General features: G+C 47.9%; 24 protein-coding genes. 13 read left to right on the top strand and 11 right to left on the bottom strand.

Features of this window, described 5'->3' with window-relative positions:
• Window positions 1-77 precede the first annotated feature (77 nt).
• The 7 genes from EDC45_RS05090 (at window position 78) to apaH (ending at window position 6103) form a co-directional block, all read left to right on the top strand.
• Window positions 78-872 carry a TatD family hydrolase gene (locus EDC45_RS05090; protein WP_133544504.1) on the top strand — a complete coding sequence of 265 codons (795 nt, stop codon included), beginning with the start codon at window positions 78-80 and terminating at the stop codon, window positions 870-872.
• 95 nt (window positions 873-967) lie between these two features.
• A complete protein-coding gene (purM, locus tag EDC45_RS05085) occupies window positions 968-2005 on the top strand; it encodes a phosphoribosylformylglycinamidine cyclo-ligase (protein ID WP_133544132.1) in 1038 nt (345 codons plus the stop codon).
• 3 nt (window positions 2006-2008) lie between these two features.
• Window positions 2009-2647, top strand: a complete 639-nt coding sequence (purN, locus tag EDC45_RS05080) for a phosphoribosylglycinamide formyltransferase (RefSeq protein ID WP_133544130.1) — start codon at window positions 2009-2011, stop codon at window positions 2645-2647.
• A 105-nt stretch (window positions 2648-2752) separates the two neighbouring features.
• Window positions 2753-3292 carry a bifunctional pyr operon transcriptional regulator/uracil phosphoribosyltransferase PyrR gene (pyrR, locus tag EDC45_RS05075; protein WP_133544128.1) on the top strand — a complete coding sequence of 180 codons (540 nt, stop codon included), beginning with the start codon at window positions 2753-2755 and terminating at the stop codon, window positions 3290-3292.
• 65 nt (window positions 3293-3357) lie between these two features.
• Window positions 3358-4305: a peptidylprolyl isomerase gene (locus tag EDC45_RS05070; RefSeq protein WP_133544126.1), complete on the top strand. Its 948-nt coding sequence runs from the start codon at window positions 3358-3360 to the stop codon at window positions 4303-4305.
• Window positions 4306-4396: 91 nt separating this feature from the next.
• Window positions 4397-5263, top strand: coding sequence for a 16S rRNA (adenine(1518)-N(6)/adenine(1519)-N(6))-dimethyltransferase RsmA (rsmA, locus tag EDC45_RS05065; protein WP_133544124.1), 867 nt, complete (start codon window positions 4397-4399; stop codon window positions 5261-5263).
• A 12-nt stretch (window positions 5264-5275) separates the two neighbouring features.
• A complete protein-coding gene (gene apaH, locus EDC45_RS05060; RefSeq protein ID WP_133544122.1) occupies window positions 5276-6103 on the top strand; it encodes a bis(5'-nucleosyl)-tetraphosphatase (symmetrical) ApaH in 828 nt (275 codons plus the stop codon).
• A 47-nt stretch (window positions 6104-6150) separates the two neighbouring features.
• Here apaH and nrdG read toward each other — a convergent pair whose 3' ends face one another.
• From nrdG to EDC45_RS05010, 10 genes are all read right to left on the bottom strand, one after another.
• Window positions 6151-6618, bottom strand: coding sequence for an anaerobic ribonucleoside-triphosphate reductase-activating protein (nrdG, locus tag EDC45_RS05055; RefSeq protein ID WP_133544120.1), 468 nt, complete (start codon window positions 6616-6618; stop codon window positions 6151-6153).
• 109 nt (window positions 6619-6727) lie between these two features.
• Window positions 6728-8854 (bottom strand): anaerobic ribonucleoside-triphosphate reductase, encoded by a 2127-nt coding sequence (gene nrdD, locus EDC45_RS05050; protein ID WP_133544118.1) that lies wholly within the window; start codon window positions 8852-8854, stop codon window positions 6728-6730.
• Between the two features lie 341 nt (window positions 8855-9195).
• A complete protein-coding gene (locus EDC45_RS05045; RefSeq protein ID WP_133544116.1) occupies window positions 9196-9921 on the bottom strand; it encodes a TerC family protein in 726 nt (241 codons plus the stop codon).
• A gap of 79 nt (window positions 9922-10000) precedes the next feature.
• Entirely contained in the window at window positions 10001-10669 is a 669-nt protein-coding gene (gene mutH / locus EDC45_RS05040; RefSeq protein WP_133544114.1) for a DNA mismatch repair endonuclease MutH, read from the bottom strand.
• Window positions 10670-10715: 46 nt separating this feature from the next.
• The gene (locus tag EDC45_RS05035; RefSeq protein WP_133544112.1) at window positions 10716-11267 is read right to left on the bottom strand and encodes a methylated-DNA--[protein]-cysteine S-methyltransferase; all 552 of its coding nucleotides are present in this window, start codon (window positions 11265-11267) and stop codon (window positions 10716-10718) included.
• A gap of 88 nt (window positions 11268-11355) precedes the next feature.
• Window positions 11356-12657 carry a porin gene (locus EDC45_RS05030; protein WP_133544110.1) on the bottom strand — a complete coding sequence of 434 codons (1302 nt, stop codon included), beginning with the start codon at window positions 12655-12657 and terminating at the stop codon, window positions 11356-11358.
• Window positions 12658-12873: 216 nt separating this feature from the next.
• Entirely contained in the window at window positions 12874-13881 is a 1008-nt protein-coding gene (gene mglC, locus EDC45_RS05025; RefSeq protein WP_133544108.1) for a galactose/methyl galactoside ABC transporter permease MglC, read from the bottom strand.
• A 13-nt stretch (window positions 13882-13894) separates the two neighbouring features.
• Window positions 13895-15424: a galactose/methyl galactoside ABC transporter ATP-binding protein MglA gene (mglA, locus tag EDC45_RS05020; RefSeq protein ID WP_133544107.1), complete on the bottom strand. Its 1530-nt coding sequence runs from the start codon at window positions 15422-15424 to the stop codon at window positions 13895-13897.
• Window positions 15425-15524: 100 nt separating this feature from the next.
• Complete coding sequence (mglB, locus tag EDC45_RS05015; protein WP_133544105.1) at window positions 15525-16517, bottom strand: galactose/glucose ABC transporter substrate-binding protein MglB; 993 nt, start codon at window positions 16515-16517, stop codon at window positions 15525-15527.
• Between the two features lie 160 nt (window positions 16518-16677).
• Window positions 16678-17685, bottom strand: coding sequence for a substrate-binding domain-containing protein (locus tag EDC45_RS05010; protein WP_133544103.1), 1008 nt, complete (start codon window positions 17683-17685; stop codon window positions 16678-16680).
• Between the two features lie 252 nt (window positions 17686-17937).
• Here EDC45_RS05010 and galT point away from each other — a divergent pair, with 252 nt between their 5' ends.
• The 6 genes from galT (at window position 17938) to EDC45_RS04980 (ending at window position 24841) form a co-directional block, all read left to right on the top strand.
• Entirely contained in the window at window positions 17938-18981 is a 1044-nt protein-coding gene (gene galT, locus EDC45_RS05005; RefSeq protein WP_133544101.1) for a galactose-1-phosphate uridylyltransferase, read from the top strand.
• A 20-nt stretch (window positions 18982-19001) separates the two neighbouring features.
• The gene (galK, locus tag EDC45_RS05000; RefSeq protein WP_133544099.1) at window positions 19002-20159 is read left to right on the top strand and encodes a galactokinase; all 1158 of its coding nucleotides are present in this window, start codon (window positions 19002-19004) and stop codon (window positions 20157-20159) included.
• A complete protein-coding gene (gene galM / locus EDC45_RS04995) occupies window positions 20153-21184 on the top strand; it encodes a galactose-1-epimerase (protein ID WP_133544097.1) in 1032 nt (343 codons plus the stop codon). The genes galK and galM overlap by 7 nt, the downstream gene beginning before the upstream one ends.
• 173 nt (window positions 21185-21357) lie before the next feature.
• Window positions 21358-22263, top strand: coding sequence for a CNNM family magnesium/cobalt transport protein CorC (corC, locus tag EDC45_RS04990; protein WP_133544095.1), 906 nt, complete (start codon window positions 21358-21360; stop codon window positions 22261-22263).
• Between the two features lie 60 nt (window positions 22264-22323).
• Window positions 22324-23862, top strand: coding sequence for an apolipoprotein N-acyltransferase (lnt, locus tag EDC45_RS04985; protein ID WP_133544093.1), 1539 nt, complete (start codon window positions 22324-22326; stop codon window positions 23860-23862).
• 274 nt (window positions 23863-24136) lie between these two features.
• Entirely contained in the window at window positions 24137-24841 is a 705-nt protein-coding gene (locus EDC45_RS04980) for a hypothetical protein (RefSeq protein ID WP_133544091.1), read from the top strand.
• A 127-nt stretch (window positions 24842-24968) separates the two neighbouring features.
• Here the strand turns inward: EDC45_RS04980 and infA are convergent, their stop codons facing one another.
• Window positions 24969-25187 carry a translation initiation factor IF-1 gene (gene infA / locus EDC45_RS04975; protein WP_133544089.1) on the bottom strand — a complete coding sequence of 73 codons (219 nt, stop codon included), beginning with the start codon at window positions 25185-25187 and terminating at the stop codon, window positions 24969-24971.
• Window positions 25188-25256 lie beyond the last annotated feature (69 nt).

Below are 25256 nucleotides of genomic sequence, written 5' to 3'. Positions count from 1 at the left end.
TGCGGAGGCCTTTGTGCGGAAAGCCGCCCCTTCAATACCGCCTCTGCGCCGGACATACGATTCTCCAACAAATAATGATGTCTTTCTTCGATACGCATACACATCTTGACTATTTACAGCGCGATAGCGGGCAGCCCTTATCCCGATTGGTGGAAAATGCCGCGGCGGCAGGGGTGGAAAAAATACTGATTATGGCGGTGATGGCGGCGGATTTCGAAAATATCCTGAAAATGACCGCACTTTATCCGTCGCAATTGTATTGCGGACTCGGTTTGCATCCTCTGCATATTCGGCGGCATAAGCGCGCGGATTTAAACGCGCTGGCCTCTTTACTCGCAAGCAAGCCGCAAGGCTGTGTCGCTCTCGGCGAAATCGGTTTAGAACGCGGGATTGAAGCTTTAATTACGCCGGAATTATGGCGTGCCCAATGCGAACTGTTGGAAGCGCAGTTGCAGCTGGCGAAAGACAATGGGTTGCCGGTAAGTTTGCACAGCCGGAAAGCCCATGAACAGTTATTCCCTTTTCTGAAACGGGCGGGGCTTAGCAGAACCGGGGTGGTACACGGCTTTTCCGGCAGTTACGAGCAGGCTAAGCGATTTATTGATTTAGGCTATAAAATCGGGGTCGGCGGCGTAATAAGCTATGCTCGCGCACAAAAAACCAGGGCTACGGTTCAGCGTTTACCTTTAGATGCGCTGGTGTTGGAAACGGATGCGCCGGATATGCCGCTGTTCGGTTTTCAGGGGGCGCCGAACCGCCCTGAACGCCTTAGCGAAACCTTTAAATTTCTGAGTGCGCTGCGTAGCGAACCCGCCGAACTTATCGCCGCTACCCTGTGGCGTACCAGCTGCGATTTATTTGCAGCGAGCTGAGGCGGATTTTTCTTCCGCCCCCTATCGCAAACGATTACGCAGGCATGCTACAATAGGCGCCGAATTTCTTACTTAATCACATATAGGAAACGACCGTGAGCAAACAATCCTTAAGTTATAAAGACGCCGGTGTGGACATTAACGCCGGTAACGAACTTGTCGAACGCATTAAACCGCAGGTTAAACGCACCACCCGTCCGGAAGTGATGGGGGGCTTAGGCGGATTCGGGGCTTTATGCGCATTACCGACGAAATATAAGGAACCTGTGCTGGTTTCCGGTACCGACGGGGTCGGAACCAAGCTGCGTCTTGCCATAGATCTAAAAAAACACGACAGTATCGGCATCGATCTGGTGGCTATGTGTGTGAACGATTTAGTGGTGCAGGGAGCGGAACCTCTGTTCTTCTTGGATTATTACGCCACCGGTAAACTGGATGTAGATGTGGCCGCCGATGTGATCAGCGGTATCGCCGAAGGCTGCGTACAATCGGGCTGTGCCTTGGTGGGCGGCGAAACGGCGGAAATGCCGGGTATGTATCATGCCGGCGATTATGATTTGGCGGGTTTTTGTGTCGGCGTGGTGGAAAAATCCGAAATTATCGACGGGAGTAAAGTGCGTGCCGGCGATGTTTTAATCGCACTGGCCTCCAGCGGCCCGCATTCCAACGGTTATTCCTTGATTCGTAAAGTGATTGAGGTCGCAGGCGTGAACCCGGCGGAGGAACAGCTGGCGGGTAAATCCTTAGGCGAACAGTTGCTGGCGCCGACCAAAATTTATGTGAAATCCGTACTGGCTTTAATTGAACAGGCGCAGGTACATGCCATTGCACATTTAACCGGCGGCGGTTTCTGGGAAAATATCCCGCGCGTCCTGCCGGATAATGTTAAAGCGGTAATCGATGAAAGCAGTTGGACATGGCCGGCGGTGTTCGATTGGTTGCAGCAACAGGGCGGTATCAGCGATTATGAAATGTATCGTACCTTTAACTGCGGTGTCGGTATGCTGATTGCGCTGCCGCAACAGGAAGCGGAACAAGCCTTACGGATTTTACGCAACGCAGGTGAAACCGCATGGGTTATCGGAGCGATTGAAAGCCGTGCCGATAATGAAGCGCAAGTGATCGTCCGTTAAGCAATGAAAAAAATCGTTGTATTAATTTCAGGTCAGGGCACCAATTTGCAGGCGATTATGGATGCCTGCGCCCGCGGTGTCCTGAATGCTCGGGTTGCTGCGGTTATCAGTAATAAAGCCGATGCTTTCGGTTTGCAACGGGCGCGGCAGGCGGGGATACCCACTCAGGTATTCGTGCGTTCGGATTATGCCGGTAATGCCGCCATGGATCTTGCCATCGGCGATTATATTGACGCCATAGGTGCCGATCTGATCGTACTGGCCGGCTATATGAAAATTCTGAGCGCACAGTTTACCCGGCGTTTTCAAGGGCAAATCATCAATATTCATCCTTCTCTTTTACCTAAATATCCCGGTCTGAATACCTATCGGCAGGCCTTGGAGGCCGGCGAACGGGAGCATGGCACCAGCGTACATTTCGTCAATGAGGAAGTGGACGGCGGAGCCGTAATTTTGCAGGCCAAGGTACCGATTTTTGCCGGAGAGGGGATTGCGGATATCGAGCAACGGGTGAAGGAGCAGGAACTGCGTATTTATCCTCTGGTAATAAAATGGTTTATTGAGGGACGTCTACAGTTGAAACAAGGCGAGGCTTACCTCGACGGTCAAAAACTGCCGCCGCAGGGATACGCCGCAGAATAATTTTTATCGGCGGGGGATTGGTAGACATAAAGTGCGGTGCATTTTTACTAAAGTTTGGTATAGTAGCCCGTAGCGAACAATACAGATTTAAAGGTAACCGGTTTTATGGAAAAGATCATTATTGATGAAAATCAGTTTATGCGTACGATTTCCCGCATTTCGCATGAAATTATCGAAAAGCACCGTCATCTGGAGGATATCGTAATTATCGGCATTAAGCGGCGCGGTGCGGAAATCGCGGCTTTAATCAAACGTAAAATTGCGGAACTGACGGGGCTTGATTTACCTTCCGTGGATCTGGATATTACCTTTTACCGTGATGATCTTGAATATGCCGAGCCTGTCAGCCAATCGCCGGTTTATCACGGCGCTTCCGAATTTATTAACATTCAGAATAAAACCGTGATTTTAGTGGACGATGTTCTGTTTACCGGGCGTACTATTCGTGCCGCACTGGATGCGCTGACCGATTTCGGTCGGGCGGCGAAAGTTGAACTGGTGATCTTTGTGGATCGCGGCCATCGCGAGCTACCGATTCGCGCGGATTATGTAGGGAAAAATATTCCTACCAGCCGCAGCGAAAAAATTCAGGTGCGTACCATGAAATTTGATCAGCGCTATGAAGTGGCGCTGCTCTCCCATTAAGATTGAACTTTTTAACCGGGCTTTAATCTAAAAAACATATTTTTAACTTGATGGCGGAATGCATAATGAAATTAGCTAATTTGAAATCCTTATTCTTTTTAATGCTCGGAACAATGGTTTTTTCCGGCGGCGCACAGGCGCTGGAACAGGTAGTGGCCACCGTAGACGGCATTCCGGTATTGGAAAGCCAGTTGCAACGGGCATTGGGAAAACGAGCGAATACGGAAGCTAACCGGGCTAAGGCGCTGGATAAAATTATTGACGATATATTGGTGCAAAAAGCGGTAAGCGAGTCCGGCGTAGTGGTGGACGCTTCACAGATTGATTTGGCAATGGAAAATATTGCGGCGCAGAACGGTCTGACTTACGGTCAGCTGCTAGATGCGTTGGATTATCAGGGAATGAGCCTCAGCCAGTTCCGTGCTAACCTTGCCAATCAGATTTTAATGGCGGAAGTGCGTAACCGTAGCATAGGTAAAAATATCGATGTAACTCGCGAGCAGGTGGAAAGTCTGAGTCGGGATATGTTGCAGCAGGCTAAAAATTCCGGTAAAAAAGCGCAGATAACCGGCACTCAGTACCGAGTACGCCATATTTTATTAAAGCTTAATCCTTTATTGAATGATGCCCAGGCTAAGGCGAAGTTGGCGCAGGTACGCAGCGATATTCTAGCCGGCAAAACCAGTTTCGAACAGGCGGCAAAAGATTATTCCAAGGATTATCTGTCCGGTGCCAACGGGGGGGATTTAGGTTTTGCTTTCCCGGAAAACTATGTGGGCGCTTTTGCCCATAGCATTAAAACCACGAAGCAGGGAGCGATTTCCGCACCTTTCAAAACCGAATACGGCTGGCATATTTTGCAGGTAACGGATCAGCGTCAGGGAGATAAAACGGAAGACGCCTACCGTCAGAAAGCTTATGAAACCTTAGTCAACCGCCAGTTGCAGGAAGAGTCGAGAGACTGGGTGAAAGCCTTACGCAAGGGGGCGGAGATTAAATATCTGACCAAATAATATATAATCATCCCGGCTTAGGTCGGGATGCTTGTTTTTACCCCGAATTATTGTTATTGCCCTTCACTAAGGCACTGATATCCATAAAATTATGAATTCAAAAAAACATTTAGGACATACCGCCCGTAAAAGATTCGGGCAGAACTTCCTGCATGATACGCAGGTGATTGAAAGTATCGTTGCGGCAATTTATCCGCAGCGGGATCAATTTTTAATTGAAATCGGCCCCGGCCTCGGTGCGTTGACCGAACCCGTAGCGGAGCAAATCGATCATCTGACGGTGATAGAGTTGGATCGCGATTTGGCAGAGCGTTTACGTCATCACCCCTTCTTACACCAGAAGCTGAGGGTAATCGAACAGGACGCCATGCAGTTTGATTTTGCCGCTTTGTATCAGGAACAGAATCTGGCACAGAAAGGGCAGAAGCTGCGCGTATTCGGTAATTTGCCCTACAATATTTCTACTCCGCTGATGTTTCATCTGTTTCAATTTCACCAATTGATTCAGGATATGCATTTTATGCTGCAAAAGGAAGTGGTCAAACGCTTATGCGCAGCGCCGAACAGCAAAGCTTACGGGCGTCTTAGTGTGATGGCGCAGTATTTTTGCCGGGTAATGCCCGTGCTTGAAGTGCCGCCGAGCGCCTTTAAACCGGCGCCTAAGGTGGATTCTGCGGTGGTACGCCTGATTCCTCATGCTAAGCTGCCTTATCCGGTGAAGGATTTATACTGGCTGAACCGAGTATGCAGCCAAGCCTTTAATCAGCGGCGCAAAACCCTGCGTAACGCCCTGTCTTCTCTCTTTAGTGCGGACTGTTTGAGCGCATTGGGTATAGATGCCAACGCCAGGGCGGAAAATTTATCCGTAGCGGACTATAGCCGCCTGGCCAACTGGTTGGCGGATAACCCGCCGGATCAGGTTGATAATAAGCAACTAATGCAAGATTCCGAAGACTAAGCGAGTTATATTATGGCCACATATTTGGTCGGCGATTTACAGGGTTGCTATGATGAATTGCGCAGCCTGCTGGATCGAGTGAAGTTTGATCCGGCCTCGGATCATCTGTATCTGGTGGGAGATTTGGTGGCGCGCGGGGATAAATCGCTGGATTGTTTGCGCCTGGTGAAATCCCTCGGCGCGGCGGCGCAGACCGTGTTGGGCAATCATGATTTGCATTTGATAGCCACGGCATTGGGGATTAAAAAAGTGAAAGCCTGTGATCGGGTGGAAGGGATTTTCGCCGCTGCAGACTTTGAGGCGCTCATTGATTGGCTGCGCCGCCAACCGCTGTTGGTTTATAATCGGCAACGGAATTTTGTGATGACGCATGCGGGGATTTCTCCCGACTGGGATTTAAGCTGCGCTCTTGCTTGTGCGGCGGAAGTGGAAAATGTACTGCGCGGCGATGATTACCATGAGCTGCTAAGAGCCATGTATCAGAATTATCCGGAACGCTGGAACGAAAATTTAAGCGGCTTTGAGCGGTTACGCTATATTATCAACGTCTTCACCCGTATGCGCTTCTGTTATCGGGATCATCGTCTGGATTTCGCCTGCAAGGCGCCGCCGGAGCAAGCTCCGCCCGAGTTATTACCTTGGTTTAAATTGGAGAATCCCCTGTATAAGCAGCTCAATATCGTTTTTGGCCATTGGGCCAGCCTGGTGGATACGCCGACGCCGGAGAATATTTATGCGCTGGATACGGGTTGTGTATGGAATAACCGGCTGACCATGCTGCGCTGGGAAGATAAGCGTTACTTTGTACAACCTGCTTTAAAAGATTACCGCTGGGCCTGAAATATAGCTTAAGAACGATAATCTGGCGCCTCTCCTCTGCGCTATATTTATAATTTAAAGCGGTGAATAAGCTGATTTGCGGAGCCGCGCCATAGCAGGGCGGGATCCGCCAAGGCTTTGATAAATTTACCGTCAATCAATACATCGATATAGGGGAGCATCTGTAACTGAACGCCTTCCAGTTCCGTCAGACGGTAGCCGCTCCAGACCCAAATATCTTTATCCGGACATTCCTCTTTTATACGTCGTACTAAGGGCAGTAAGGCCTCCGCATTACGCGGGTGCAAGGGGTCGCCGCCCGACAGGCTTAATCCTTGGCGTTTAATGCGGGTATCCTGTAAATCCCGAATGATTCGCTCTTCCATGGCATGATCAAAGGGGACGCCGGCGCTAAAGGACCAACTTTTCTGATTATAACAACCCTTGCAGCCATGTTCGCAGCCGCTGACAAACAGGGTGCAGCGCGTTCCTTCGCCGTTAACCACATCCACGGGATAATATTGCAGATAATTCATTTGCTTTAATCGCTAGCAAGCCGCGGCAGAGGAATAAATCCGCGCTGCATTTCTCTCTTAAAATGCAGCGCCGTTTTATCCAAAGTGCGGTGGTTTTACTAAAAGTTTTTTACAGATGTTTGACCCGGCGTTTCACTTCTTCCTGCTTACCTGCATTAAAAGGACGGGCATCCGGACTGCCCAGATAACCGCACACCCGGCGGGTTACGGAAACCGTTTCGCTGTTGTGGTTACCGCATTTCGGACAGGTAAAGCCCTTGCTGGTGCATTCGAACTCTCCGCTGTAACCGCATTCGTAGCATTCGTCGATGGGCGTATTGGTACCATAATAAGGCACTCGATCATAGCTGTAATCCCAAACGTCTTCCAAGGCTTTCAAATTATGCTGAATATTCGGATATTCGCCGTAGCAGATAAAGCCGCCGCTGGCTAATGGCGGATAAGGCATTTCAAAATCCAATTTGTCGTACGGATTTACTTTTTTCTCCACATCAAGATGATAACTGTTAGTGTAGTACCCCTTATCCGTTACCCCTTTGATAATACCGAATTCTTTCGTATCCAACCGACAGAAGCGATCGCACAGATTTTCGCTCGGTGTGGAATACAGGCTGAAGGCATAGCCGGTTTCCGCTTTCCAGGCATTTGCCGCACGGCTTAAATAGGCGACGATGGCGATTCCCTTACGGCGCAGATTTTGATCGTCGTAAATATGCTGATTGTTATACAGCGCATTAACGGTTTCATAAATACCGATATAACCGAGAGATATGGAAGCACGCCCGTTTTTAAAGATTTGCGCTACATTATCTTCCGCTTTCAGACGCACGCCGCAGGCCCCTTCCATATACAGAATAGGCGCAACCCGGGCTTTAGTGTTTTCCAACCGGGCGATACGGGTCATCAGCGCTTTTTTAGCAATTTCAAGGCGCTGATCCAGAATAGCGAAGAAACGTTTTTCATCTCCCTGCGCCTCAATGGCAATACGCGGCAGGTTTAGACTGACAACCCCGAGATTATTGCGTCCGTCGTGCTGAAGCTCGCCGTTTTCTTCATAGGCGCCTAAGAAACTGCGGCAACCCATCGGCGCTTTAAAGGAACCGGTAACTTTCACTACCTGTTCATAGTTCAGAATATCCGGATACATACGTTTGGAAGCGCATTCCAACGCCAAGCGCTTAATATCGTAGTTCGGATCGGCGGCGGACTGGTTTACGCCTTTTTTAATCGTAAATACCAGTTTCGGGAAGACCGGCGTTTTATTGTTTTTTCCCAGCCCGCGGATACGGTTTTTCAGAATCGATTGCTGGATCAAACGTGCCTGCCAGCTGGTACCCAGCCCAAAGCCGAAGGTAACGAAAGGGGTTTGCCCGTTTGAGGTATGTAATGTATTTACTTCATATTCGAGAGACTGGAAAGCATCGAAACATTCTTTTTCGATGAGCGCACGGGCATAGCCTTCGGCATCGGCGATTTGCCATTGTGCGGCGGTTTTCAGATGTTTTTCATAGCTTTGCTGTACATAGGGTTCCAGTACTTCGTCAATCCGGTTAATGGTGGTGCCGCCGTAAATATGGCTGGCTACCTGGGCAATAATCTGGGCGGTTACTGCGGTGGCGGTACCTATGGATTTCGGCGGTTCGATTTCCGCATTTCCCATTTTGAAACCGCGCGTCAGCATACCTTTCAGATCCACCAGCATGCAGTTAAACATCGGGAAGAAGGGAGCGTAGTCCAAATCATGATAATGGATTTCCCCCTTTTCGTGCGCTTCCACCACATCGCGCGGCAGAATATAGGACTTGGCGTAATGTTTAGCCACTATTCCTGCCAGCAGGTCGCGCTGAGTCGGAATCACCTTAGCGTCCTTATTGGCGTTTTCATTCAGCAATTCCATATTGCTTTGCTGTACCAACCCTTCGATTTCTTTGGTAAGGCGGCTGCGTTTTTCCCGCGCCAGATCGCGATCATGGCGATATTCAATATAAACTCGGGCAATTTGCGGATATTTGCTCTGCATCAGTTGGTTTTCAACCACCTGTTGAATCCGGCTGATATCGATTTCATGCTGATAATTGCTGAAAATCTCCTCGCAGACCTGCTGCCCGATTTGATGACAGTAGCGGTCGTCCTGAATATTTACCGCCTGCGCCGCTTTTTTGATTGCATTAATGATGCGCTGAATTTCAAAGGAAGAACGGGAACCGTCCCTTTTGATCACTAAGAATGAGTGCATGACATTTTCCTATATATTGTGCCTTAAATTAGATTGATGCACTATATATAGAATATATTTGAAATTCAACCATATTAAATATGCTTGTTTTAGACTCTTGCAATTTCCTAAAAAGCCTTATTGCCTGTATTTACAACGGGAAAGTTGGGGCGGCGGCTGAAAAGCGGGCTGAAAAGGGGGAAAATAAAAGTTAATTTTTTTGATCCTTATCACATTTTAGTTAAAAAGTGCGGTCGTTTTTCCCTGTGGTTTTTGGCAAGGAAGAATCGGCATTGGCTGAGGGGCATAGGGATAAAAATTAAGGAAAAATAAGGGACGCATTGCAGCGTCCCCGGAATGAATTAAGGTTTGGTAATATGCTTGCGCATTCGGATATTGATAATTTCCACCACCACGGAAAAGGCCATGGCGAAATAAATGTAGCCCTTCGGAATATGGAAATCCAAGCTTTCCGCAATCAGGCTGACCCCGATCAGAATTAAAAAGGCCAATGCCAGTATCTTCAGGGTCGGGTGGGTTTCTACGAAATCGCCGATAGGTTTGGCGGCCAACATCATAATGGCAACGGCAATAATAATCGCCAGAATCATTACTTCGATATTCTTTGCCATACCTACTGCGGTAATTACGGAGTCTAACGAGAATACGATATCCAATAATGCAATCTGGATTAGGGTGGCGATAAAATTGGCTTTTTTCTTCGCGCTGCCATGTTCGCCTTCCGTATGTTCCGGCGTCATGGAATGATGAATTTCATGGGTACTTTTAGCCACCAGAAACAGACCGCCCAGCAATAAGATCAGATCGCGACCGGAAATTTCCTGGCCGAGAGCGACGAATAGCGGTTCGGTCAGGCGCATAATCCAGGCCAGTGAAAGCAGCAGCAGGATTCGCATCCCCATTGCCAGGCTGAGGCCGATAATGCGCGCCATTTGGCGTTTCGCTTCGGGCAGTCTGCCCACCAGTATGCTGATAAAGATGATGTTATCGATACCGAGTACGATTTCAAGTGCGGTTAAGGTAAATAAAGCGACCCAGGCTTCCGGGCTGGCCATCCATTCAAACATAACGAACCTTTGTGTAAATTGAGTAGAGTAGTTTAAGGTTGCAAATCATATAATTTTGTATAAAAAATGCAAAGAGAAATTATCTGTTTTGTAAAAAATTCTGCAAAATCCGCGCGGTGAAATTTTTGCGTAAATAAAAGCCGAGGGGCAAAGCGTCGATAATCCTTCCCCGTTCGTCAACCGCTTTGGTTCTGGCCCGGCGGTTTGCGCCTTTGGGGCGGAGTTGCAGTACTTCGCCGATACCCGCATGAATTTGCCCTACCTTGCCCAGCACAATGTAGTCCATCAGTTCTTCCCAGTCCCGTTGCAGTTGGGCTTCCTGTAGCGGATCGGGTTGCCATAGAATGGGGCTGCCGATATAACGCTCGCCGAGGGGAATACTGCGCTCCCCCTGCACCGGAATCCAAAGTACTTTGGATAATTTGGCGCGTAAATGGGAATGGCGCCAGTCGATACCGCTATTGCGGATTAAGGGGGCGAGGCTGACAAAGGTGGTTTCCAACGGATAGCCTTCGCCATTGATGGGAATGGTTTTCAGCTCGATACCGAGATGGGGAAAATCCTGCTCCGGTTTACTGCCGGCATCGGCGCCCAGCGCCCGTTCGATTAGAGTGCCGACCCAACCCTTATCCCGTTTTAAATCCGGCGGGACATTCAGCTTTAAACTTTGTGCCAGCTCGGCCAGCTTTAATCCGGCAATGGCTTTGGCGCGGTCGAGTAATTCCTGCTCGCTGTGCGGTACTGTCATAAAAGTGCGGTGGTTTTTATCGGTTTTTTCGGGCGCTCTGAAATGCTTAGGCCCGATATTTTTTCAGTAATTTCTGTTTTACGTATTCTACGCCTTTATCCACATAGAGGATACCTTCCAGTTGCAGCAGCCGACGTTTTACCGGCAGACCGCCGCCGAATCCGGTGAGTTGTCCGGATTTTCCCAGAATGCGATGGCAGGGAATAATAATGCTGATAGGATTACTGCCCACCGCACCGCCCACGGCACGAACCGCTTTCGGACGTCCGATAGCCTGTGCCAGCTGCGCATAGTTGCCGCTTTCGCCATAACCGATTTGGCGTAGCGCCTGCCATACGCTGCATTGAAAAGGGGTTCCTTCGGGGGCGAGGGGGAGCGCATCGAAATCAGGCTTTTCTCCGTTGAAATAAGCGGTCAGCGCCGTTTTTACCTGTTCGAATAAAGGCAACTCGTCCTTTAAAACCCATTTCGGATTGGGCGCAATTTGCTCCGTTTCAAAGTCGAGATTGGTGAGTTTATTTTCTTTCGCCAGCATCAGCAGCCGGCCTACGGGAGAATGGTAATAACTGTAATAGATGGGTTGCGTCTTGTTGTGCATATTTCGCTTTCCTTAGTTACTGTCCTTGCTTATCCGGAAATAAAAAAGCGTATCCGAAGATACGCTATTATGGGATATTTTGCCCCGATTAGAAACGGTAATTTAAGCTTAGCCCGTACAGATTGACCTGAGCTTTGCTGGTAAAGTTACCCACTGCGGTAACTGTATTACCGTTAATGGTCATACTCTCGGTTTCGGTAAAGCTTTTCTTTTTACCTTTAACATAGGTGTAGGCGAAATCCAGGGAGAGATCCGGGGTAAAGCGATAAGTGGCACCCAGGCTGTACCAAGTACGATCCGTATCCGGAATCGAGATGGAAGAAGGAGTGCTGGAGGCGCTTTCGTCAAAGGCGATACCGGCGCGCAGGGTCAGTTTTTCATCTACATCATAGCTGGTACCCAGAGCCAGTCTGGAGGTGTCGTTAAAGTTTTCGTATTTATTAAACACTTCCTGTCCGTTGGCGTATAACTGCGCTTTTAAGCGTTCGACCCGGCTCCATTTGGTATGTTTATAGCTGTAATGTACGGCGAACTTATCGGTCAACTTATGATAACCGGAGATTTCCCAGTAATCCGGCAGGGATAAGTCCACATAACCGCCGACATTTTTCATTCCCAGTCTGCCCGGCAGATCATTGGAGATATTACCGTCGAATTTAATATCCACTTTGGAATGATAGGCCACACCGATACGGTTACGCTCGTTAAATTCATACAACAGACCCGCATTCCAGCCGTAGCCCCAGTCTTTACCGGTTAAATCGGTCAGATAGCTGCTGGAATTGAGGTTATATATTCTGGCTAATGGCGAGTTGCCGATTGCTCCGGCACGGCGGGAAAGGGTGGCGTCGGCATGTACCGCATTAAAACCCAGACCGAAACTTAAATGTTCGTTCAGGCGATAAGCACCGCTTAAATTCAGGTTGATTGCGGTAAGATCTGTGGTTCCGCCGAAAATACCCGCGTTATAGCTGTCGCTGTATTCGGTGGCCAGACCGTAATTAACGTTAACACCGCCGCCCAAGGCGAATTTATCGTTAATCGGATAAATCATATAGCTGTGCGGAACCAGCTTACTGGTGATAGCATCGGAATAATCGGCATTTACCTTATTAACGCCGATTGCAGGTACGGAAAAATCTCCCTGTAAATTTACCCCCGGATTAATGTAAACACCGCCGATGGATATTTCCGGGCGTTTAAATAAGCTCATTAGCGCCGGGTTGGTCGCTACGGCGGAAGCGTTATCGCCGATTGCTGCTTCACCGGCATAGGCGCGGCCTAAACCCGCCGTGGAAATTTCGGCCAACTGGAATGCCGCTGCCGAAGCGCCGTTTGCCGCGCAAAGTAATGCGCCGGAAACTAAGGTTTTAGTAAAGAGATTTTTCATTAGGTTTCCTGTTATAAATGTTATATTTAGATAAAAATCCGCAAAATTGTAAATAAAGGTACAGGCCGGTGCAAACGGATTTGTGCTGTTCAGACCACTTACCAGAGGTGTGAATAAGGCCGGGATAACTGGCGAATAAAGAATAAATTCGTAATAGAACTAGGGGGCGGAATAGATTCCGTCCCCGTATTTTTGTATGTGTCGAGTGCTGCGCCTTTATTTTTTCTTGGCGTATTTCAGCGAGTCGATGGCAACGGCCAGAATAATGATGCTGCCTTTAATTATATATTGCCAATAAGGGTTTACTCCGATATAGGTCAGCCCGTAGTTGATTACGGTAAAGATTAGTACCCCGGTAACCACGCCGATAATGGTTCCCACCCCGCCGGCAAAGGATACGCCGCCGACCACGCAGGCGGCGATGGCGTCCATTTCATACATAAAACCGAGGTTATTGGTGGCGCTGCCGATACGGCCGGCCTCCAGCATACCGCCGAAAGCGTAGAACACGCCGGCCAGCATATAGATCATCAGCAGATTACGTACTACGTTGACACCGGATACGCGCGCCGCTTCCGGATTACCGCCGATGGCGAAGATATTTTTACCGAAACGGGTTTTATTCCATAAAATCCACATGATCAGGGTGGCGATAATGGCATAGATGGTGATATAGGAGAGTTTAAAGGAGCCTAACAGGAAAAAGCCTTGGGCGAAGGAGGAAAAATGTTCGCTGAAACCGGCAATGGGCGAACCGCCCACGGCATCATAATAGAGGGAATTAATACCATAAACGATAATCATGGTACCCATGGTGGCGATAAAGGGCGTAACATTCAGCACGGCGATAACAAAGCCGTTTAGCAGGCCGATTAGCGCCCCTATGGCGCAGACGATAAGGATCACTACGAAAATCGGCATTTCCGGCAGATTCGGGAACACCCGGTTCATATTTTCCATGGATTGCAGCATAGTCGCCGCTACAACTGCGGTTAAGCCCACTTGGCGACCGGCGGAAAGGTCCGTTCCCTGTACCACCAATAAACCGGCAATTCCTAGTGCGATAATTAGGCGTACGGAAGACTGGGTCAGAATATTACTGAAGTTCATCACGTTAAGGAATGTGGGATCCTGGGCGATAATTACACCGAGCAGGAGCAATAATACGAAATAAATTGCGTTTTGTTTAAAGAAATCCCAGGTTTTATTTTTTTGCATTGCCATACGACATTCCTTCTTATAGATATTTTGCGGCAAGTTGTAAAATTTCTTCTTGCGATGTTTTGGCGGTTTCGACGATGCCCGCAACCTGCCCGTTACTCATCACTAAAATGCGATCGGTGATGCCGAGCAATTCGGGCATTTCGGAAGAAATCATGATGATGCCTTTATCCTTTTGCGCCAGTTGCATAATCAGCTGATAAATTTCGTATTTTGCACCTACGTCGATACCTCGGGTCGGCTCGTCCAACATTAGAATCTCCGGTTGGGTCAGCAGCCAGCGACCTATAACCACTTTTTGTTGATTACCGCCGGAAAGCGAACCTATGGAGGTTTTGTGCGAAGGGGTTTTAACGTTCATGGCGTCGATCACCCATTGGGTATCGCTTTTCATTTTTTTATTACTGAGTAGCCCCCAGGCGGTCATATAGGATTTCATATTTGAAATCAGCGAGTTGAATTCGATGCTGAGATTGGCATAGATGCCGGTGGAGCGCCGTTCTTCGGTAACTAGGGCGAAACCGTTGTTAATTGCTTCAAGTGCGGTACGGTTTTTCATTATTTTTCCGTGCAGCTTCAGCGTACCGCTTTTACGTTCGCGCACACCGAACATGGTTTCCACAATATCGGTTCGTTTGGCGCCGACCAGGCCGGCGATACCTAGAATTTCGCCCTTATGCAGGTTGAAGCTGATATTTCGAATGGAGGGCTGATTGAGAGCGGTCAGATCTTCCACTTCAAGGATAACTTCTTTCGGCGTATTGGTTTTGGGCGGGAAACGTTGGGTCAGTTCCCGTCCTACCATCATGGAAACTATAGCTTCCATGCTGGAATCTTTCACCGCAACGGTATTGATCCATTTGCCGTCGCGCAGAATGGTAATTTCATCACAGATCTTAAAGATTTCATCCATCTTATGGGAAATATAGATGATACCGCAGCCGCGCCGTTTGAGTTTGGCGATAATGGTAAATAAATGTTCGACCTCTTTTTCCGATAAAGAGGAGGTCGGTTCGTCCATAATCACGATTTTGGCATTATAGGAAAATGCCTTGGCGATTTCGATCATCTGCATTTGCGAAACGGACAGATTGGCCACTTTTTCTTTCGGATCTATATTAATATCCAGTTCGTCAAAAATCGCTTTGGTATCCCGGTACATTTTTCCGTGATCTACAAACAAACCTTTCAGCGGATAGCGACCCAGCCACAAATTGTCCATCACATTGCGTTGACGTACCAGATTCAGTTCCTGATGAACCATGGAAATCCCGTTTTCCAACGCCTCTTTGGAGGTTTTAAAATTTACCGGGCGATCTAAAAATAGGATTTCACCTTCGTCTTTGGCATAAATACCGAATAGACATTTTAATAATGTAGATTTGCCAGCACCGTTTTCTCCCATCAGCGCATGTACGGAATGGGATTTTACGGTCAGATTGGCTTTATCCAGTGCTTTGACGCCGGGAAAGGTTTTGCTTACGCCGGTCATGGTAAGCAGAACTCGGCTGTCTTCTTGCACAACGGGGCTGGGCTGTGCCGACATAGATTACCTCACAGGAACAGGATTTGCAGCGGCGATCGGAGCATGCCCTTCGCCATATAAAACGGGCACGGGTTATGAATTCCCGTGCCGTCGGATAAGATTATTTTAAAAATTCGGATAGATTGTCTTTATCGACGCCCACATAAGGGATACGAACTACGCGGTTTTCCAGTTTCCAGTCGGTACCTTCATTCGCAGCTTTACCCTGAGCCAGGTTATTTGACAACTGTACGACGGCTTTACCCTGATTAACGCCGTCATTCAGAACGGTACCGGCGATTTCCCCTTTTTTGATTAGCTGCAGCACTTCCGGCAGAGCGTCCACACCGAAGATAGGTAATTTTTTACCATGGGCTTTAGTGGCTTCCAGCGCACCCATCGCCATACCGTCGTTATTGGAGATAATCACCTCGATGTCATTGGCTCGGGAACTGGATAACCAGGCATCGGTTTTATCTTTTGCCATGGCCGCATCCCACATTCCGGTATCCATAAACAGCTGTTCGGTTTGAATTCCCAGACGGTTCAGTTCTTCCACCACATATTTGGTACGGGCTTCCGCATCCGGGTGGCCGGGTTCCCCTTTCAGCAGAACGAATTGAATTTTACCGTCTTTGTTTAAATCCAATGCCGGATTGGCTTTCCATTGTTTAGCAATCAGATTACCCTGAATCAGGCCGGATTCTTTAGGATCGGTTCCCACATAATAGGCTTTATCATAAGAAGCAATGGCTTTTTCGCCGGGATCCTTATTAAAGAATACCACCGGAATATCATAAGGTTTTGCTTTGCCGATAATAGTAGGTGCGGCGGAAGGGTCGACCAGGTTAATGGCAAGCGCTTTTACCTGACGTGAAATCAACACGTCCACTTGATCGTTTTGAACGGACTGGGCGTTCTGCGAGTCATTCATTAACAGGTTAACTTCTTTTAATTTTTCCGCTTCTTTATTGATCTCTTTACGCATTAAAGCCATAAAATTATCATCGTATTTGTAAATGGTTACACCGATTCGGGTATCTGCCTGTGCGGTGCTGATGCCGGCTCCCAGACCCAGAGCTAAAGCAAGGGCGCTTAATACGGATTTTTTCATGATAATATTCCCTTCTTGTGTGAGGTAGATGAGATAAACTTACCCTTAAATTAAAGGTTTACGGCTGCGGGTAATCCTTCAATAACATACTCTTTTTAAGGCTTTAATACTGTGATCCTTTTCACAATTATGAAAAACATCATTGGAAACGATTACATCGTTATTCGGCGACATTGTTTTTTTCCGCTGAAAAGCGGCGTACCAGCGTGGGATTAAACTGCGAATGGAGCGGGGTGGCGATATGCTCATTCACCAGACTCAGCGCCAGTTTGGCGGCGTAACCCGCCATGAGATCTATGGGGTATCTGATGGTCGTCAGCTTCGGAATCAGATAGCGGGCGATGGGCATATCGTCAAAACCGATAATAGAGAATTGTTCCGGTACCCTGATATTATTTTCGTTCAGTACCGAAAGTGCGCCCGCCGCCATACTGTCGTTATAAGCCACTACTGCGGTCAGATCAGAATGATAGCTAAGCAAATTGATCATGGCTTCTTCGCCGCCCTCAAAATAGGGGGAACTCTGTACAATGGCATCGTCGATATTCGGCAGTCCGTAATGTTCCAGCGCGGCCAGATAGCCGGCCCGCCGTTCGATTTCATCATTGATCAGGTGATTGGAGCCTATATAGCCGATACGCTGATGGCCGAGACGAATCAGGGTTTCCGTGGCCAGAAAGGTGCCGCGGCGGTTATCCAGGCTGACACAGCGGTTTTCATAACCGGCAATGGTTCGATTGATAATCACCATTCCGGGCACATTGTTCAAGTAGGCTTTCAGGCTGTCCTCATCCAGCGCCTTAGCATGTACCACCAAACAGGAACAGCGCTTACGCAGTAGCATTTCTATGGCCTTACGTTCCTTTTCCGCCTGATGATAGCCGATACCGATCAGAATGCTTTTATCATATTCCGCCGCCACCTGATCTACGGCTTTGACCAGAATTGCAAAAAAAGGATCGCTGACGTCCGTTACCACAACTCCGATGGTATCGGTATTTTGCAGAGCCAGCGCCTGAGCATTGGCATTCGGCGAATAACCCAGTTTTTCCACCGCATTTTGTACCGCGGCGCGGGCCTTCTGACTGGCGGAGGCATTGTTCAGTACGCGGGAAACGGTGGCGACCGAAACACCGGCCTGTCTGGCTACATCGCGAATGGTTACCATGGTTTATCCTTTTATTTTTAAGTACTGAGGACAAAAGAAACACGGGCGGAAAAAAACAATAATAATCGCTCGGGGAATCGAATTGGAAACGATTACTTATCCCTTATGTATCTTACGCCTAAACCATAGGGTTTAGTTTGTTATCTATTGGCTTTGTGATCTGGATCACTGATTATTTATGGGGTTATGCTATCTTTTAGCCTCTGCTATTATTTTGTAACCGTTACCAATTTTATTTTAAAGGAGATGCTTATGAGGGGCGAGTTTGATCCGACGGAACACCCCCATCGCCGTTATAATCCCTTGACGGAACAATGGGTTTTGGTATCTCCGCACCGGGCGAAACGGCCGTGGCAGGGGCAGCAGGAGAAAAGCGCAGCTCCTCAGACCCTAGCGCACGATCCCGATTGTTATTTATGCCCGGGTAATCGACGTGTTAATGGCGAATTGAATCCCGATTATCGTCGTCCTTTTGTATTTCGTAATGATTTTTCCGCACTGCTACATGATACTCCTGCGCCCGAGGCGACGGCGGATCCCCTGTTTCGGAGCGCTGCGGCCCGAGGAGAAAGCCGAGTAATATGTTTTTCGCCCGATCATAGTAAAACTCTGCCCTTGCTGAGCCTTGAGGAAATAGAAGCGGTTATTGCCACCTGGCAGGCGCAGTTGGAGGAATTGGGCGAAAAATATCTCTGGGTACAGATTTTTGAAAATAAAGGGGCTGCCATGGGCTGTTCCAATCCTCATCCGCACGGGCAGATATGGGCCAATGATTTCCTGCCCAACGAGGTGGCGAAAGAAGAGCGGAGCCAGCGCGCTTATTGGCAAAAATACGCCTCTCCCATGTTATGGGATTACGCTCGGCGGGAGTTGGAATTGCAGGAACGTATCGTGGTGGAAACCCAATACTGGGTAAGCCTTGTACCTTATTGGGCGGTATGGCCTTTTGAAACGCTGCTGCTGCCGAAGTTTTTGCTGCAACGGCTGACCGAGCTTAAAGAAGCGCAGCGACAGGATTTGGCGCTGATGTTGAAAAAACTTACCACCAAATACGATAACCTATTTGAAACTTCTTTCCCTTATTCTATGGGATTTCATGCCGCTCCCTTTAATGGGGAGGATAATCCCCATTGGCAGTTGCACGCCCATTTTTATCCGCCGCTGCTGCGTTCTGCGCAGGTTCGTAAATTTATGGTGGGTTATGAAATGTTGGCGGAAAGTCAGCGCGATCTTAGCGCCGAGCAAGCGGCGGCAAGACTGCGCGCCTTAAGCGATATTCATTATAGTTTGCGTTGATTACAGAAAGGAAAAAGGATATGACCCCTGAAGCCATTGCCCGCACTCTGTTCCGGCAGAAATTCGAGCGTAATGCCGAACTGACGGTGTATGCCCCCGGGCGCGTAAATATTATCGGCGAGCATACCGATTATAACGAGGGTTTTGTGATGCCCTGTGCGATTAATTACGGCACTGCGGTCAGCGGTGCGGCCAACGACCGGGGGATTTTTCGGGTATATGCCGCAGACTTGCAACAGTATGACGAATTTTCCTTACGGCAGCCCATAATCCCTAATCCGGAGAAAAAATGGAGCGGCTATGTGCGCGGAGTCGTAAAATTTATTCAGCAGGCCTGCCCGCAATTTCAACAGGGCGCGGATTTGGTGATCAGCGGTAATGTACCTCTCTCGGCGGGATTGAGTTCATCGGCGTCGCTGGAAGTGGCGGTGGGAAAATTCTGTCAGCAGCTGGGCGGTTTAGCGCTCAGTCATACGGATATCGCGCTAATCGGGCAACGGGCCGAGAACCAATTTGTAGGTTGTCAGTGCGGCAATATGGATCAGCTGATTTCCGCATTGGGGCAGCAAGATCAGCTGCTGATGATAGATTGTCGCAGCTTGAAAACCCAAGGGGTTCCCATACCGCCGGATATTGCAGTGATGATTGTTAATTCTCATGTTAAGCATGATCTGGTGGCGGGCGAATATAATACGCGTCGTCGTCAATGTGAAAGTGCCGCCGCTTTTTTCGGGGTAAAAGCCCTGCGTGATTTATCCATTACGCAGTTCCGACAAAGGGAAGCGGAATTAAGCGCCATTGATAAGGATACGGCAAAACGGGCAAGACATATAGTTACTGAAAATCAGCGCGTATTAGATGCGGCCGCCGCCTTAGGCAAAGGTGATTTGCGCCGTTTAGGCGAGTTAATGGCGCAGTCTCATGATTCGATGCGCGACGATTTTGAAATTACCGTACCGCAAATTGACTATTTGGTGGAACTGGCGCAACTTGCGTTGGGGTCTTCCGGCGGCGCTCGTATGACCGGCGGCGGCTTCGGCGGCTGTATTGTAGCGCTAGCGCCTTTCAGCAAGGTGGAAGCCGTACGTAAAATTATTGCTGATAATTACCGGAAACAAACGGGTCTAACAGAAGATTTTTATGTTTGCCGCGCATCACAGGGGGTGAGAATATGTTGATGGAAACAAGTTCAATAATAGCGCCGGACGGGCTGCCCTATCAGATTTTTACCCTGTGCAATGCTAACGGCATGCGAATTTCTATAACCGATTGGGGCGCCACTTGGATTTCCTGTCAGGTACCGGTAAAGCAGGAGTTGCGTGAGGTTTTACTCGGTTGCGGCTTGCAGGATTATCCGCGACAACAGGCGTTTATGGGGGCGACCATCGGTCGTTACGCCAACCGCATCGCCGGTGCCGAATTCAGTTTGAACGGGAAAAAAGTCCGCTTGAGCGCCAATGAAGGTCATAATCAGCTGCATGGAGGCAAAGGCTATGATAAACGGCGTTGGACTTTACACAAGAGCGGTCAGAATTTTGTCGAGTTTTTTTTATCCTCGCCCGACGGTGAAGAAGGCTTTAGCGGGAAGGTGGAAATCAGCGCCCGTTATTTGCTCAGCGAGGATAACCGAGTGGAAATCAGCTATCAGGCGGTGTCCGATCAGGATACGCCGCTAAATCTGACCAATCACGCCTATTTTAATTTGGACGATGCGGAACACGGCAGTGATGTGCGTAACCATTTTCTATACCTGAATGCGGATTATTTTTTACCGGTAAATGTGGAGGGGATTCCCGATGCGCCTTTGACTCCGGTGGCAAACAGCAGCTTTGATTTTCGTGCGGAAAAAACCTTGCAACGGGATTTTTTATCCGAGCCGCGGCAAATTGCGGTGGGCGGTTATGATCATGCGTTTTTACTGAATGAGCGGGGGGCGGGAACGGAAGCTGCACGCCTGTTGTCTTCCGATCGTAGCTTAGCTATGCAGGTATTTACCAGCCAAGCGGCGATTCAAGTGTACAGCGGCAATTTTTTGGCAGGTACCCCTATGCGTAACGGCACCGCTTATTCGAATTACGCCGGTATCGCACTGGAAACCCAGGCTTTGCCCGATACCCCGAATCATCCCGAATGGCAAAGGTACGGCGGTATCAGTAAAGCCGGTGAAACATATCGCCACTATACTTTCTTTCAGTTTATCTAATTGATTTCTCTTTTTTCTCCCGAATTATATTCCGGGCAGAGGGGATGAATCCGTAAAATTTAACGGAAGGCCCCTTGTTTCTTTCCCCGCTTTAGAGGTAAGCGGGAATTGTTTAAGTCGGGAAAATATGGTAATTTCCCCAAGGTCAATCCGACGGAAACAAATCACTTTTTATGAATGACGAAAACTCTACTCCGGCTCAACCGGAAAGCAGCCAGAAAAAAAGCTTTTTACAGATGCTTTTCGGTCGCTTTTTTCAGGAAGAACTAAAAAATCGCGACGAATTAGTCGAGGTTATCCGTGATTCGGAACAAAACGATTTAATTGACCAGGATACCCGCGAGATGATTGAAGGGGTTATGGAAATCGCCGAATTACGCGTGCGGGATATAATGATTCCCCGTTCCCAGATAGTCTTTATCAATACGGATCAGGATCTGGACGGTTGTTTGGAAACCATTATTTCTTCCGCCCATTCTCGTTTCCCGGTCGTTTCCGACGAACGGGATAATGTATCCGGTATTTTGCACGCTAAGGACTTATTGCGTTTCCTCCGTTCCGACGCCGAACCCTTTGAGCTGGAAAAAATATTACGCCCGGTGGAAATTATTCCGGAAAGCAAAAGGGTCGATCGCATGCTGAAAGAGTTTCGTACCAAACGCTTTCACATGGCGATTGTGGTGGATGAATTCGGTGCGGTATCCGGACTGATTACCATTGAAGATATTTTAGAGCAGATTGTCGGCGATATTGACGATGAATTTGACGAAGAGGATATTGCGGATATTCGTCAGCTGTCCCGTCATACTTATGCGGTACGGGCATTGACCGGAATCGGCGATTTCAATCAAACCTTTAAAAGCGCTTTTACCGATGAAGAGGTGGATACCATCGGCGGTTTGGTGATGCAAGGTTTCGGTTATTTGCCGAAACGGGGGGAGGAAATTACTTTGGAAGGTATTCAGTTTAAGGTAACTTCCGCCGACAGTCGCCGTATTATTCAATTACGGGTGAAAGTGAGCGACGAACGTCTGGCCGAAATGGAAGGGGACGGAGAAACCTCCTCGGAAAACGGATAAACATAGATTAGGGATATCATCTTAGCGGGCCGCCGCCCGCTTTTTGTTTTTTAGCAGGAAATGAAAAATTATCTTATTTATTTAATCGCCTTTTGCAGCGGTGCTGCGGGTGTTCTGGCCTTTTCTCCCTTTGATTGGTGGGGCATGGCCTACCTATCTTTAACCGCCTTGATTGCGCTGATAAAAACTACTCCGAAAAAGACCGCACTTTTAGCCGCCTTCTTATGGGGGATGGGGCTGTTCAGCGTCGGGGTCAGTTGGTTGCACGTTAGCATTCATCAGTTCGGCGGCGCGCCGATTCTGGTAAGTTATTTACTGGTGCTGCTATTGGCCGCTTATTTATCTCTTTATCCCCTGCTGTTTGCTTATTTGGTTCGGCGCTTTAATGTCGGCAGCCTGGTAATGTATCCGGTGTTATGGACGCTGACCGAGTTTTTACGCGGTTGGGTATTTACCGGCTTTCCTTGGTTGCAGTTCGGCTATACGCAAATTGACGGGCCTTTCGCCGGTATTGCGCCGATTTTTGGGGTTAGCGGCTTAACCTTTTTCGTTATGTGGGCCAGTGCGGCGCTTTTCAGTATTTTTTCCGCCCTGTGGCGGCGTCCGAGAAAATTTAATATTGCCCTTGCCCATGTATTTTTATTGTTGATTGTCGGAGGGCTGAGCGCTTATTCTTCGCACAAGGTTTATGTTGAAAGCAGAGAGGATAAAGCGCTAACCATTACCCTGGCTCAGGGCAATATCGAACAGAACTTAAAATGGGATCCCGATTATTTATACCGTACGTTAGCCATTTATCAGGGCCTGATAGAACGTAATCTGGGTACAAGCGATTTGATTATTTTACCGGAAAGTGCATTGCCGGCCCTGGAAAATCAGATTCAACCTTATTTTTTCGCCCTGCAGCAAGCGGCTGCGGAGAAGGGCAGCGAGCTGATTATCGGTTCCGTTTATCATAATATTGCTTCGGATAGATTACTCAATTCCATTGTGGTGGTCGGGGATCCGCAGCAGCCTTACCAGCAGGAAAGCGCCAACAGATACAGCAAGCATCATTTGGTGCCTTTCGGCGAATATGTTCCCCTAGAGAGCTTGTTGCGCCCCTTGGGTTCCGTTTTTAATCTGCCGATGTCCGCCTTTCAGGCGGGGAATGAAATCCAGGCGCCGTTGCAAGCAAAGGGCAGAGCCTTTAGTGCGGCAATTTGCTATGAAATTATTTTAGGCGCACAGTTGCGTAACAATCTGACTACAGCTACGGATTTTATTCTGACGGTATCTAACGATGCCTGGTTCGGTGATAGCATCGGCCCTTGGCAGCATTTACAAATGGCCAGAATGCGGGCGTTGGAACTGGGTAAACCTGTGATTCGAGCAACCAATACCGGCATTAGCGCCTTTATTGATGCAAGGGGAAAAATTTTAACCAAAGCCCCTCAGTTTATGGAAACCGCATTGACCTATAAGCTCGCGCCGACTCAGGGCAAAACCCCTTATGCGGCATTGGGGGATACGCCTTTATATTTACTGATGCTAATGTTTACCCTGCTGAAAAGCGCAGCGGCGCTGATTAGAAAAAGTTTGCTGAAGAACGGCGGGTAATGCCGGCGGGAAGTGCTATGAAGGCTAAGGATTTTGCCTTCTTCGGCCCTAGGTCGGGATAAATACCTAATAATAAAAGGATATAACTCGCTTTACTGCGAATCTATTGATAATTATAATGTCGGCGCAAGAATTTGCTTATTGCGCCTTATTATGTAGTAAATGCAGCGGAAAAGGATCCTATATCTCCGATTTCTTTAAATCCGGTACGTATAGGAACTATTAGGAACTATATAATAAGGTAAATCTATTATCACTAACATGGAATGTTACAATGAAAACCAAATCATTAGTTTTAACTACTTTCTTATTGTTTCCCCTTTTAGCCGGCGCACAAAGCGGCGGTTTCAATTTCTATACTAAAGCGGGGATTGATTTAACCTCTCGTTTCGAAACCTTGCAAATACCTACGGAAGAAAACGAGCTATTTCCCGCTCCCGCAGGTTCAAAGAAAAATACTTTCTCTCCCAGTATTTTCTTAGAAACCACCTATAATATTTTTCCTCAAACCGAATTGGGGCTGGGTATGGGATATATTAAGCGTAAAGGTTTTCTTTATCAGGGGAGTATTGTTGAGCGCGGTCAAGTTGAAACTGAAAGCTATAAAGTAAATCGTTATTCCTCCGTTCCCCTGTATGTAACGCTTAAACAAAATTATGCGCTTAACCGGAATATGGGGCTTTATTTTAAAACGGATTTAGGTTATTCCTTAAATAAAACGGCCGATACAGCATATAGGCTTTACCAGAATAATATAAAACAATTTGAAAGACCGATTAAATTTAAAACCAAGGATGGTTTTTATTTAGGCTTGGTCATTGGTATAGAGTATAAATCTCTGCTGGCGGAACTGGGATATTATCATTCCAATTCGGCACTTAGTTACGAACAACATAATCCGAGACAACGTATTACTCATTCCCACAACAGTTCATATAACAATGATGCGCTGCGTTTTTCCATCGGTTTTAAATTTTAACCTCGGACGGTTGCGGCGCCTATATTTTGCTTAGGAAAAATAAATAAAAATCCGCCCCGATATAGCCTGAATTCAGTTCGGCTTCGGGGCGGATATTTTATGGAGTTTTATCAAGCGGACGGCAGGATTATCTACTGCGGAAAATAATACGCCCCTTGTTTAAATCATAAGGCGTCATCTCGATGGTTACTTTATCACCGGTTAAAATGCGGATATAGTTTTTGCGCATTTTACCTGAAATATGTGCGGTTACCACATGACCGTTTTCTAATTCGACACGAAACATAGTGTTCGGCAGGGTTTCCAGAATTTTTCCCTGCATTTCAATACAATCTTCTTTAGCCATTAATTCCTCTGTATATTGCTGCTATATTTATATGGTTTTACGCTCCGTCTTACGACAGGCTACCTTTCG

It is taken from the genome of Mesocricetibacter intestinalis (assembly GCF_004363295.1).
In the GTDB taxonomy this organism is placed as follows: domain Bacteria; phylum Pseudomonadota; class Gammaproteobacteria; order Enterobacterales; family Pasteurellaceae; genus Mesocricetibacter; species Mesocricetibacter intestinalis.
Note: the sequence above shows the minus strand (reverse complement) of the source record. Positions and strands in the feature narration are given on the sequence as shown.